Consider the following 12,431-nt stretch of genomic DNA (forward strand, 5'->3'; position numbering starts at 1 on the left):
GCCCGGAGCGGGGGACGGCATTCCGTACGGCGGTACGGCCGCACGGCGAATCCGTACGGCGGTCCGTACGGCAAGGGGTGTTCCGTACGGCAGGCGGTACGGCAAAGGGGGCCGTACGAATCCGTACGGCACGTACAGCAACGGCAACGGAGACCGCGACGGTGACGGGGACGGTGACGCGGCCAGGCGCTTCCCGGGGCAGTCGGCCGGGCCTCGCCTCCCGAAGCCTTGGGCGTCCCGGGGCCTCGGGCCTCCCGCGCCCGCCGGTCAGGCGCGTTGCAGCGCCAGCACCGCGTTGTGCCCGCCGAAGCCGAAGGAGTGGCTCACGGCCCGGTCGATCCGCCGCCGCAGCGGCTGCTTGGTCACACAGTCGATGTCGAACCCGTCGGCCGGCGCGTCCAGATTCGCGATCGGCGGCACCACCCCGTGCTGAAGGGTCAGTACGGTCAGCCCCGCCTCGATCGCGCCGGCCGCGCCCATACAGTGCCCCAGCACGCCCTTGGGCGCCGTCACCGAGGGCCGGTGCGGGAACACCCGGCTGATCAGCGCGGCCTCGGTCGCGTCATTGAGCGGGGTCGATGTGCCGTGCGCGTTGACGTGCTCGACGTCACCGGCCCCCCATCCCGCGTCCCGGAGCGCCGCCTCGACCGCGCGCTGGGCGACCGCGCCCGAGGGGTGCGGGCTCGTGGGGTGATGGGCGTCGGTGGTGGCACCGGCGCCCGCGACCAGCGCACGCGGCACCGCGCCGCGCGCCCGCGCGTCCTTCTCCCGCTCCAGCACCATGATCGCCGCGCCCTCGCCCATGACCAGCCCGGCGCGGTCGGCGGCGAAGGGCCGGCACAGCACGGCCGGATCGACACCGGGCCCCGCCGTGGCGGCCACCCCCGAACGCGCGAACCCGGTCATGGCGAGCGGGCAGATCATCGCCTCGGTGGCACCCGCCACGGCGATGTCGCACTGCCCCGCCGCCAGCAGGTCACGCGCCACGGAGAGCGCCGTGACCCCCGAGGAGCACGCCGTGCACGGCGCCATGCTGGGCCCGGTGGCGCCCATCGCCACGGCGATCTCCGCCGCCGGCATATTGGGGATCGTCAGCAGGACACCGGACGGCGAAGTGGCCTCGGGGCCGCGCCGGTCGAGCGTCACGGCCTGGTCCGCCACGCTCGCGGAGCCCCCGCTGCTGGTCCCGACCACGACCGCGACCCGGGTCCCGTCCCAGGCCGCCGGGTCGAGCCCGGCGTCGGCGACCGCCTCGCGCGCCGCGATCAGGGCGAGCTTGACGTATCGGCCCATCCGGAACACCGTACGCCCGCCGACCGCCGCGGCCAGGTCGATGCCGTCGACCGTACAGGCGAAGTCGACGGCGCAGCCGTGCAGTTCGGGGAGGGTACGGGCGTACGAGACGCCGGCGCACACCCCGTCCCAGGTGGACCCGGTGTCGTTCCCGGCCGGGGTGATCATGCCAAGACCGGTGACGGCGACGGCGGGTCCGCGCACCGGCCGGACGGCGGGTCCGCTCATCGGCCGACGCCCACGGCCGTTGTCGCATCGTCGAGGAACGCGGTGATCTCGGCCAGCGTGGCGCCCTTGAGGAGGGCGTCGGAGTCGGTGTCGATGCCCAGCGTCTCCTTGATGATCACGGCGAACTCGGCGACGGCGAGAGAGTCCATCTCCAGGCTGTCCATGGTGGCCTCGGGGAGGATCTCGGCTGCGGGCACCTTGAAGGTCGCGGTCAGTACCTCGGTGATCCGCGGGTGGATCTCGCTCATGGCATGTCCTTGTGTCGGTGGTGGATGGGGTGGTCGGTTCGAGGGGTCGGCGGGGCCGGTGGGGTCGGTGGTTTCAAGCGGGTACGGAGTGCCAGGCGGCCTTCGCGTCGTCGTAGGCGTCCACGTAACCGGCGCCGGAGATGGGCCAGTCCGCGAGCATCTCCTCGGGCAGGGCGAAGGCGTCGACAAGGGTGGGGGCGTGGCCGGCCAGCTCGGCGACGAGCCGCTCGACGGCCTCCACGAGCCCTTCGGTGTGCCGGGGGGCCAGCCGGCCGGCGGCCAGCAGATCGCCGCTGTTCCGGTCGATCCAGCGCAGCGCGAACAGCCGGTGCAGGGAACGCAGCAGCTCATGGGCCTCGGTGCCGGGTTCCAGACCGTCCACCGCCGCCGCGAACGCCTCGGCCGCGCGACGGTACGCATGGGCTTCGACGGCGCGCAGCGCGGCACCGGAGGCGGCGTTCCAGCGCGCGAGCGAGTCGGCGTGCGGAGCGGCCCGGCTCATCCGGCGCCGGGCGCGGGCCAGCCAGAGGTCCTCGACATCGGCGAGGAGCGAACCGAGGAAGCAGGTGTCGGACAACTCCCGCACGGCCAGGGACTCGTCGTCACCCGCGCGGCCGTCGCCGCGACCGCCCTGCCCGAAATCGTCCTGCCCGGAGCCGACCGCGGTGTCAGCCCGCGCGGCACCGGCCCGCGCCGAGCCGCCCGTACACCCGTCGCCGCAACCGCCCTGCCCAAAACCGTCCTGCCCGGAGCCTCCCTGCCCGGAGCCGCCCCGCGCCCAGCCGTCCCGGAAGCCGTCCCGCCCCGGTGCCTCCCGCCGCAAGTCGTCCCGGCCGTCTTGGAAGCCGTCCCGCCGAACGCTTTCCCTCGCCGGCGCCCCCGCCGAGAACAGCATCTCCGCCGCCGCCTTCGCGTAGATCGCGAGATTGTCGCCCTCCGCCGTGATCGCGCCCTCCGCGCCGGCCATCAGCTCCGCGAGGCCGTTGCTCTCCAACAGCCCCTGCGCCCCGCACCGTTCGCGAGCCTCCAGGATCACGCCGCGCGCCTGCCAGGTGATCCAGCCCTTGGCAACGGCCACCGCCCGCTCCGCCTCGCCCTTGGTCTCCTCGGTGTGCGTCAGCCACGCGTCGAGGGCCGCGCGGTGCAGCAGGCTCATCGCGAACACCGTGGCCAGGGCCCCGACCAGCGGGCCGTGGTGCGTACGGTGTGCGAAGACCGGCACGCGGTCGACCGCCCTGGCGCCCGAGATCAGCCGGTGCCCGCCGTACCGTACGGCCAGCGCCAGCGCGACCCGCGCCCCGCCCAGCGCGCCCGCGCTCATCGAGAGCTTGCCCGTGGTGACCCGGCCGATCGACGTCAGAAAGCGGCGGCGGCGGTTGCTCTGCTCGCTGCTGAACCGCCCGTCCGCGCCGAGCCGCCCCTGAGCCCCGCCCAGCAGCGCGCTCCGCGCCACGAAGACCTGGTCGAACGAGGTCAGCGCGTGGTCGACCGGGCTACCGAACACCGCGGGCAGCCGCCGCACCCGTACCCCCGGCAGGGCCCGCTCGCCGTCGGTCAGCGGGGTCAGGAACAGAAAGACCCCGTGGTCGGTGCCGTCCACCAGCAGCCGCGCCGCCACCACACCCGACTTGGGGCCGCCGACCGGGCTGGTGTTGGGCATGAACTTCTGCGCCCCGGCGTGCGGGGTGTGCAGGACGAAGCCGTCCCTGGCGCGGTCGTACGTCGCCGTCGTCTCCAGGGCCGCCGCGTCATTGCCGTGCGCCACCTCCGTACAGAGGAAGGTGCCCACTCTGCGCAGCCCCAGAAAGTCCGCCAGTTCCCGCGGGTCGCGCTGGTCCCGCGGGTCACGCGGATCCCGCTGGTCCCGCGACGGCTCGCCCGCCTGCCCTTCCGTACTGCTGGCACCGCCCGCGAACGTACCGCCCGCGAAGCCGTGGTCGAGCAGGCTGCCCAGGAACAGGTTGTAGTGGATGCCCGCCACGGTCGTGAGGCACGAGTCGACCGGGCCCAGCCATTCGTACAGCGCCACCAGCCGGCGCGGATCCGCCGCCAGCGCCAGTGGGCTGTCGAGCGAGTGATTGACCGTACGCAGCCGTGTGTACGCCAGCGCGACCCGCTCCCCGGCCGTGGCGTCCACCGGGCGGCGGAACGGTTCCGCCGCGACGAGCCGTCGCCACGGCGCGTGCACGCGCGCGAATTCCGCACCGAACAGCACCCGCGTCAGCCGCGCCGCCGTGGTGTCCGGTGAGTCCGTCGAGTTCATCGAATCCATCGAGTCCGCCCGGTCCGCCGGGCCCGCGGGGTCCACGGAGCCCGTGGATTCCACACCGTCATGGTCGATCAGTACGCTCACGCGAAAAGAACGATCAAGGAGTGGCGAAGAAACGACTCTTCCCCACCGCGGACCTCAAAACATTCATTCGAAAGGCCCCCCTGACGCACGGCCCCCGCCCTCACGCGCGACAGAACGCCAGCGCCACGTTGTGCCCGCCGAAGCCGAAGGAGTGGCTGACCGCGGTCTCGGTCCGCTGCCGCCGTGGCTCCTTCGTCACACAGTCGAGGCCGAACTCGGGGGCGGGCGCGTCCAGATTGGCGACCGGCGGAATCACGCCGTGTTCCAGCGTCAGTACCGTCGCCACCGCCTCGATCGCCCCGGCCGCGCCCAGCGTGTGCCCCACCACCCCCTTCGGCGCGGTGACCGGCGGCCGGTGGGCGTAGACCCGCTCGATCAGGGTCGCCTCCATGGCGTCGTTGAGCGGTGTGGAGGTGCCGTGCGCGTTGACGTGCTGCACGTCGTACGGACTCCAGCCCGCGTCCCGCAGCGCCGCCTCCACCGCGGCCTGCGCTCCCCGGCCGTTCGGCTCCGGCGCGGTGGGGTGGTACGCGTCCGTACTGGAACCGGCGCCCACCAACAGCGCGCGCGCCCTCCGGCCCCTGGCCCGGGCCCCGTCCTCCCGCTCCAGTACGACCATGGCCGCGCCCTCGCCGAGGACGAACCCGTCCCGGTCCGCGGCGAACGGGCGTGACGCCCCGCCCGGGTCGTCCGTACGCGTCGACAGCGCGCCCATCCGCGCGAACGCCGTCACCACCAGCGGTGTCAGTACGGACTCGGCGCCCCCGGCCACCACCACGTCGCACTGCCCGCCGGCCAGCAGATCGCGTCCGAGCGCGATCGCGGTGGCGCCCGAGGCGCAGGCGGTCACCGGCGCCAGGCTGGGCCCCTGCGCCTTGAGCGCGATCGCGACCTCCCCGGCCGCCGCGTTCGGGATCATCATCGGTACGAGCAGCGGGGAGACCGAACCGGGGCCGTGCTCCCGCAGTTTCAGCGCCCCGTCGGCCAGTACGGAGACCCCGCCGACGCCCACCCCGAGCACCACGCCCACCCGGCCGCCCTCCCAGGCCGCGGGGTCGAGCCCGGCGTCCGCGACCGCCTGCCGGGCGGCGATCAGCGCCAGCTTCGCGAACCGTGCCATGCGCCAGACGGAGCGCCCGCCCACCGCGGCGTCCACGTCGAGGCCGTCGACCGCGCAGGCGAAGTCGACCGGCATTCCGGCCAGTTCCTCCCGGCGCCGGGCGACCGACCGCCCGGCGCACAGCCCCGCCCAGAAGGCCCGCTCGTCGCCGCCGGCCGGGGTCACCACGCCAAGACCGGTCACCGCGACCGCGCCGCCGCCCCGGCTTGCCCCCGGACCGGCCGCCTTCGCCGCTTGCTCCGTCATGATCCGTTCCTTCCGTCGTGGGCCGCGGCCCGTGAAGTGCCCGGGGCCTCGGGCGTGTCTTCAAAGTCCCGTCTGCCCGGCGACGCCTGGCACGCACGCTCGCCGCGTTGTCGGGATCATCCAAGTACGTCCAGTACGAGGATGACCCTCCGCCTTGCGATCGCACGCACCAGACGCCGCCAGGCCCGCCCTGCGGGCGGACGACGCTACTTTGAAGACACGCCCTCGGCCTGTGAAGTGCCCGGCCGCGGCGCGTCCGGCCGTGGTGTGCCCGGCCAGCGGAGCGCCGCCGTGCCCCAGGTCAGCCCGCCGCCGAAGGCGGTGAGCAGGACGCGGTCGCCCGTACGGAACCGCCCCCGGTCCTGCGCGTCCGCCAGGGCCAGCGGGATGGAGGCCGCGCCCGTGTTCCCCACCCGGTCGAGATGGGTGACACAGCGGTCCGCGCCGATACCGACCCGCTCGGCGACGGCGCGCAGGATCCGGGCGTTGGCCTGGTGCGGTACGAAGTGGTCGACCTCGGCCGGGTCCCAGCCCACTTCGCCCAGCAGGGAGCGGCAGGAGGCGGTCATCCGCTCGACCGCGTGCTGGTAGACCGCCCGGCCGCGCATCCGGAAGTACGGGTCGCCCTCGCCCGGCGGCCGCCCGGCGGCCCGGGACCGTGACCCGCCCGCGGCCACGCTGATCAGGTCGTATCCGGTTCCGTCGCTGCCCAGGTCGAAGGCGAGCAGCTCGCCCGGGGCGCCGGCGGTGCCCGCGCCGATGAGCGCGGCTCCCGCGCCGTCGCCGAACACCACGCCCGAGGAGCGGTCGCGCGGGTCCAGCCAGGTCGAGTACACATCGGCGCCGACCAGCAGCACCCGGTCGTACAGCCCGGACACCACCAGGCCCTGGCAGACCGCGAGACCGTAGACGAAGCCGCTGCACACCGCGCCGATGTCGAACGCGGGCACCGGCCCGAGGCCGAGCCGCGCGGCGAGGGCGGGGGCGGTGCCGGGACAGGGATGATCCGGCGTGGCCGTGGCCAGCACCACGGCATCCACCGCCCCCCCGCCCCACGCGCCACCCCCGGACCCGGACCCGGAACCCGCCGCGGAACCACCCCGAGCCCGGCCCTCGGCCGCCGCCGACGGCCCGCCGCCCGCAGCACCCCGAGCACCGGACCCGGAATCCGCCCCCGGCCCGTCACCCGCACCGGCCCCGGACCCCGGCCCGGAACCTCCACCGCCTCCGGGCCCCTGGCCGCCCCCGCCCATCAGCCGGCGCGCCGCCTCGTACGCCAGGTCCCCCGTCGACACCCCCCGGCCCGCCCGGTGGCGGCTCGCGATCCCGGTGCGCGAGCGCACCCACGCGTCGTCCACCCCCCAGGCCGCGGGCAGCGCCTCATTGGGCACCGGCTCCCCGGGCACCCACCCGGCGACGCCCTCCAGCACCGCCGTCCGCACCTCGCGGGCCCCCCGGGTCCCCGGGGCGCGCGGCGCCCGCTTTCCCGCGCGCCCGTACAGCGCGTATCCGCTCGCCACCCACGGCCCCCATCCGGTAAAAACTCACATTGACCGGATGCCAAACGCCCTGGCGCACAAGCGAGTTACTGCACCATATGGGGGACTGGTCGCACAGATTCCCAGCCCGGCAGTGAAATCCGCGCGGCCGAGGTGCCGATTCCATTCGGTACGGGCGGGATCCAGTGCCCGATACCCGCGCGTTCCTCGAGCAGTTCGGACTCCTTGTACCGCCGGCATCCCCGGTGCCACACCAGAATGCCCGCGAGCCAGTTCTCCAGCTCCTTCACATAACCGCCGAGCACCCGTCGCGCTTCGTCGTCCAGTCCGAAGTCGTCGTACAGCACCGGCAGTTCATGGGCGACGACATGCTGGAACTGGCTCATGCGCGAGTTCATCAAATCGCCGACGATGGCGAGAGCCGTCGGGTAGTCGCAGCCGAAGAAGTTCTCCACGACCAGAACGCCATTGTGGATCTCGCCCTCGAACTCGATCTCCTTCTGGTACGAGAACACATCGTTCATCAGGCACGCGTAGTCCTGCGCCGCGTTCTCCATGGACCTCACCGGGCCGCTCCGGTAGATCTCCGGCGGCACCACCCGCCCATGGCCGAGCCGGGACAGGCTCATCGTCATGTGCGAGCCGAAGGTCTGCCGCCGCATCTCCATATAGTCGACGGGGTCGGGGATACGGTTCTGCGCCTGGTTGGTCAGCTCCCAGAGCCAGCTCCCGATCATGTCCTCGACGGCCTGCCGGAACACGCGCCGCCCGTCCCGGTCCATCGGCCCCGCCGTACGGGCCCACAGATCGGCCAGCCCGCGCTCCAGCCCGGTGGCCGGCACCGGAGTCCCGTCCGTCCCGACCGGCATGAACAGCAACAGCCGTTCGTTGCAGGCCTTCGCGCCCGCCAGATCGCGCCCGTTGCCGTACACCACCGGGTAGTAGTCGTCGCCGTACGTCCCCCAGGTCAGCCAGTCCGAGGTCAGATCGAGCCCCTCGGGGGTGGCGTCCGGATGGATACCGGCGGCGCAGAGCGGCAGATCGATCCGCCGGAGCCGCTCCTCGTCCCACACATCGGAGCCCGGAATCCCCGGCTGCGCCTCCAGGATTCCCATCCGGTGCGCCCACTCGACGGTGTTCTCCCGCGAGCGGTCGAGATACGGGCTCAGGGTGGCCTCGAACGGCATCCGGAACTCGGGCAGCACGGAAGGCCCGACCCGCTGGAACGGGACATGGCTGTGCCTGCGCGCTCGGGCCCCGGCGCCCCCGCCGATCGCCTTCGCGATATCGGCCGCGACCGTCCCGAGCCCGACCGGAGTCATCGAGAACCCCGGAATACCGCCGGCAAGCGCCCCGTCCGGCCCCGCACCAGCGCCTGCGTCCGCCCCCGCCCCCGCCCCCGAGCCGTTCATATAGCGGCTGGACCGCATATGCCACTCATGGCCGCCCGACTGCCAGTCCTGAAGCCCCTTCACATAGCCCAGCGTGTCCGCGCAGAGCCCCGGCGCGAGCCCCTTCTCCGCGAAGAGCGGCCCCAGTTCGGTCAGCGCGGTGTGCTCGAACTGCTGGATCCGCGACGTCAGCAGTTCGTTGACGGCATCGGCCGCCTCCTGGGTCGTACAGCCGAGGAAGGTCTCCAGGACGAGCACCCCGTTGCTCAGCTCGCCCTCCTCCTCGATCTCCCGCTGGTACGAGAAGAGGTCGTTGCGCAGATGCACAGCGTCCGAGAACGTGTCCTTCAGGACCCGCAGCGGCCGGGACCCGGCGATCTCGGCGGGGACCTCGGCGCCCGCCGCGTACTCGATGAGCCCCGCCGACCAGGGCGCTCCGCCGACCTTGCGGCGCATCTCGATGTACTCGACGGGGTTCGCGATCCGCTCCGCGTTGATGTTCGCGAGCTCCCAGTCGGACTCGTTGAGCAGATTCTCGGTGCTCTCCGCGAACCGCTCGCGCCAGCCCATGGACATGCTCGGGACCGTACGGGCCCAGAGATCCGCGAGCCCGGCCTCGACCGGATTGGTGGGCTCCGGGAATCCGGCGGAGAGATCCATCGGCATAAAGGCGGCCAGCCGCTCCAGATACGCCTTGCCGCCCTCGCGGTCCTGGGGACGTTTGTAGACCTCCAGGAAATGGTCGTCGAAGAAGAACACCCACACATACCAGTCGGTGACCAGAGAAAGCGCGGGACCGTCGCAGTCCGGGTGGGTGTACGAGCAGAGCAGGGCGTAGTCGTGGGAATCGAGATCGTGCTCCTCCCAGATCCCCGATCCCTCCAGCATTCCCATGTCCCTGGCCCATTTCTTGGAGTGCTCCCTCGCCTCCTCCAGGTGGGGATTGAGCCGGGCCGGATAGGCCATATAGAAATCCGGCAGTTCAAAGGGCTGTGTCACGGATGAGCGGCCTTTCCCGAAGGTTCCGGAATATGTCCCCGACCGGAATGAACCGGTCAGGGAATACCGACACCACTCGTACCGCCCCCCTGTCCGTCTCACCCGGTCGGCTCAGACCTACCCCGCCGCCGGTTGCGCCATCCGCACCAGCAATTAGTCATATGAACAGACAGAAACTGCGTGGTGTACGTGCGTCACGGCGGGGCCCGGGTGATCATCGGGGCATGAGCACCAGGATCCGGCTGGCACAACAGCCCGAGGCCGACGAACTCCTCGGCCGCAGCCCGCTGGCCGCGCTGACCGGCATGCTGCTGGACCAGCAGGTCCCGATGGAATGGGCGTTCACCGGCCCGTACACCATCGCCGTACGGATGGGCCGGGACGATCTCGACGCGGGCGAGATCGCCTCGTACGACCCCGAGGCCTTTGTGGCACTGCTCTCGGAGAAGCCCGCGGTGCACCGCTATCCGGGCTCCATGGCCCGGCGCGTCCAGCAGCTCTGCCAGTACCTGGTCGAGCACTACGACAGTGATGCCGAGGCGATCTGGCGGGATGTCGCCACCGGCCGAGAGGTACTGGCCCGGCTCAACGCGCTGCCCGGCTACGGCGCACAGAAGGCGCAGATCTTTCTGGCCCTGCTGGGCAAGCGGTTCGGCGTACGGCCGGAGGGCTGGCGCGAGGCGGCGGGCGCGTACGGGGACGAGGGGTCGTACCGCTCGGTCGCGGACATCACAGGACCCGAGTCGCTCGCCAAGGTCAGGGCGTTCAAGCAGGAGGCGAAACGCGCGGCGAAGGCGGCGAAGAGCGCCAGGCCCCCGGGAAAGCGCTGACGGGTACGCCCGGGCAGGGACCGGGCCGGCCGACCCGCCGGCCGGCCCGCTCACTCGCCCACTCGCCCACTCGCTCGCCGGAAGTTGATGTGACCTGCGACACAACAGTTCACAGCCGTGGCGCCGGTCGCTAGCTTTCCCTGACACCTGCTCATCCGTTCGTGCCGGAAGGACTCTTGTGAACGCAACTCCCCGCGGAATCCTGGCTCTCACAGCCGCCGCCGCGCTCGCCGCGCCCCTGCTGCTCTCCGCCTCCCCCGCCGCCGCGCGGGCGCACGACCCGGCCAAGGAAGCGGCGAAACTCTCCCGGAAGCTGGTGCGCGAGGCATCCGCCAAGGACGCCTTCAAGCACCTCAGGGCGTTCCAGGAGATCGCGGACTCCGCCGACGGCAACAGAGCCGCCGGCACCCCCGGCCACGACGCCTCGGCCGCCTATGTGTACGAGAAGCTGAAGAAGGCCGGCTACCGCGTCTCGTACGACACCTTCGACTTCCCCTTCATCGAGACACTCGCCGAGAAGCTCTCGGTCACCTCTCCCACGCCCCGTGACATCGGGATAGTGGCCATGTCGTTCACCAAGTCCACCCCGGAGGGCGGCACCAGTGCCGCCGTCGCCGCCGTCCCGGTCGACGCCACCACCGGCTGCGAACCCGCCGACTACGCCGCCGGCGCCTTCACCGGCAAGATCGCGCTGATCCAGCGCGGCGGCTGCGACTTCGCCACCAAGCAGCGCGAGGCCGGCGCCGCGGGCGCGGTCGCCGCCGTCATCTACAACAACACCGAGGGCGCCCTCAACGGCACGCTCGGCAGCCCCGAAGCCGGAGTGATCCCCACCGGCGGCATCACCCAGGCCGAGGGCAAGGCGCTCGCCGCGGAGGCCGCGAGCGGCACCGTCACGGTCTCCCTGGAGCTGCGCCAGTTCCAGGAGCGGCGCACCACCCGCAATGTGATCGCCGAGACCAAGGGCGGCGACCCGGACCGTACGGTCATGCTCGGCGCCCACCTCGACTCGGTCACCGAGGGCGCCGGCATCAACGACAACGGCTCGGGCTCCGCGGGACTGCTCGAAGTGGCCCTCGAACTCGCCGAGACGCACGACAAGCCCACGAACAAGGTCCGCTTCGCCTGGTGGTCGGCCGAGGAACTGGGCCTGCTGGGCGCCGAGTCGTACGTCACCCGCCGCACCCCGGAGCAGCGCGCGGACATCGCGCTCTACCTCAACTTCGACATGATCGCTTCGCCGAACGCCGCCCAGTTCGTCTACGACGGCGACGACTCGGACGCCACCGGCGCGGGCGCGGGACCCGAGGGCTCCGCCCAGATCGAGAAGGGCATCACCGACTTCCTCGACCGCCAGGGCGCCCCGCACGAGGGCACCGACTTCGACGGCCGCTCCGACTACGGCCCCTTCATCGAGGCGGGCATCCCCTCCGGCGGCACCTTCACCGGCGCGGAGGGCGTCAAGACCGAGGCCCAGGCCAGGAAGTACGGCGGTCAGGCCGGCGTCGCGTTCGACAAGTGCTACCACTCCGCCTGCGACAACATCTCCAACATCAACATGAAGGCCTTCGCCACCAACATCGGAGTCATCGCCCACGCCGTCGGCACCTACGCCCACGACCTGCGCTCCCTCTCCGCCCCGGCCCAGAAGCAGCCCGCCCCGGCCCGCTTCACCGTCGGCAACACCCTGCCCGCCCGCGGCCACACACCCACCGCGTGATCATCCGGTGAAGCGCGCGCTGTGGACGCCGGACCCCGGTGTCCACAGCGCGCCACACCCGGCCGCCGCACCCGGTCCACGGCCGGGCAGCGGCCCTCCGCTCACATTTCGCTCCCGCTCTGACACGGAATGCCGCCTTTGTCACGCTGCGCCATGGCTGCGCCCGGAGCCGGTCGCCCGGTAGGCTTTCCGTGTGATCTTCAAGCGCATCGGTAACGGGCGGCCGTATCCCGACCACGGCCGGGAAAGCACCCGGCAGTGGGCGGATGTCGCGCCGCGCCCGGTCCGCCTCGATCAGCTCGTGACCACCAAGGGCCAACTGGACCTGGAGACGCTGCTCGCCGAGGACTCCACCTTCTACGGAGACCTGTTCGCGCATGTCGTGAAGTGGCAGGGCGATCTCTATCTGGAGGACGGGCTGCACCGCGCCGTCCGCGCCGCGCTCCAGCAGCGCCAGGTGCTGCACGCGCGTGTGCTGGAGCTGGACCTGGGCTGACGCGGGTC

Annotated in this window: 9 protein-coding genes; 3 read left to right on the forward strand and 6 right to left on the reverse strand. The window is 72.3% G+C overall.

The annotated features are described in order from the left end of the window. Positions 1-267: 267 nt before the first annotated feature. The 6 genes from ACFU9P_RS28175 to ACFU9P_RS28200 all read right to left on the reverse strand — a co-directional run bounded on the left by ACFU9P_RS28175 (position 268) and on the right by ACFU9P_RS28200 (position 9,377). Positions 268-1,497, reverse strand: coding sequence for a beta-ketoacyl-[acyl-carrier-protein] synthase family protein (locus ACFU9P_RS28175; protein WP_376381480.1), 1,230 nt, complete (start codon positions 1,495-1,497; stop codon positions 268-270). A 20-nt stretch (positions 1,498-1,517) separates the two neighbouring features. Further along, positions 1,518-1,769, reverse strand: a complete 252-nt coding sequence (locus tag ACFU9P_RS28180) for an acyl carrier protein (RefSeq protein WP_376381370.1) — start codon at positions 1,767-1,769, stop codon at positions 1,518-1,520. Between the two features lie 73 nt (positions 1,770-1,842). Then, on the reverse strand, positions 1,843-4,032 hold the full coding sequence (locus ACFU9P_RS28185) for an acyl-CoA dehydrogenase (RefSeq protein WP_384086378.1): 2,190 nt from the start codon (positions 4,030-4,032) through the stop codon (positions 1,843-1,845). A gap of 190 nt (positions 4,033-4,222) precedes the next feature. Further along, entirely contained in the window at positions 4,223-5,488 is a 1,266-nt protein-coding gene (locus ACFU9P_RS28190) for a beta-ketoacyl-[acyl-carrier-protein] synthase family protein (protein ID WP_384086048.1), read from the reverse strand. Positions 5,489-5,694: 206 nt separating this feature from the next. Continuing rightward, positions 5,695-6,918, reverse strand: a complete 1,224-nt coding sequence (locus ACFU9P_RS28195; protein WP_384086381.1) for a beta-ketoacyl-ACP synthase 3 — start codon at positions 6,916-6,918, stop codon at positions 5,695-5,697. A gap of 155 nt (positions 6,919-7,073) precedes the next feature. Then, entirely contained in the window at positions 7,074-9,377 is a 2,304-nt protein-coding gene (locus tag ACFU9P_RS28200; protein WP_384086051.1) for a germacradienol/geosmin synthase, read from the reverse strand. 224 nt (positions 9,378-9,601) lie between these two features. Between ACFU9P_RS28200 and ACFU9P_RS28205 the strand changes: the two genes are divergently transcribed. The 3 genes from ACFU9P_RS28205 to ACFU9P_RS28215 all read left to right on the forward strand — a co-directional run bounded on the left by ACFU9P_RS28205 (position 9,602) and on the right by ACFU9P_RS28215 (position 12,423). Then, positions 9,602-10,207 carry an HhH-GPD-type base excision DNA repair protein gene (locus ACFU9P_RS28205; RefSeq protein WP_384086054.1) on the forward strand — a complete coding sequence of 202 codons (606 nt, stop codon included), beginning with the start codon at positions 9,602-9,604 and terminating at the stop codon, positions 10,205-10,207. A 178-nt stretch (positions 10,208-10,385) separates the two neighbouring features. Further along, positions 10,386-11,927, forward strand: coding sequence for a M28 family metallopeptidase (locus tag ACFU9P_RS28210; RefSeq protein ID WP_384086057.1), 1,542 nt, complete (start codon positions 10,386-10,388; stop codon positions 11,925-11,927). 193 nt (positions 11,928-12,120) lie between these two features. Next, positions 12,121-12,423, forward strand: coding sequence for a type II toxin-antitoxin system VapB family antitoxin (locus ACFU9P_RS28215; protein WP_023540426.1), 303 nt, complete (start codon positions 12,121-12,123; stop codon positions 12,421-12,423). Positions 12,424-12,431: the final 8 nt, after the last annotated feature.

Source organism: Streptomyces sp. NPDC057617, from assembly GCF_042800555.1.
Classification (GTDB): Bacteria; Actinomycetota; Actinomycetes; order Streptomycetales; family Streptomycetaceae; genus Streptomyces.

Excerpts from the sequence above, each read along its gene's own strand:
- ACFU9P_RS28180 (WP_376381370.1), bottom strand. The coding sequence starts at position 1,769 with ATGAGCGAGATCCACCCGCGGATCACCGAGGTACTGACCGCGACCTTC.
- ACFU9P_RS28185 (WP_384086378.1), bottom strand. The coding sequence starts at position 4,032 with ATGAACTCGACGGACTCACCGGACACCACGGCGGCGCGGCTGACGCGG.
- ACFU9P_RS28190 (WP_384086048.1), bottom strand. The coding sequence starts at position 5,488 with ATGACGGAGCAAGCGGCGAAGGCGGCCGGTCCGGGGGCAAGCCGGGGC.
- ACFU9P_RS28205 (WP_384086054.1), top strand. The coding sequence starts at position 9,602 with ATGAGCACCAGGATCCGGCTGGCACAACAGCCCGAGGCCGACGAACTC.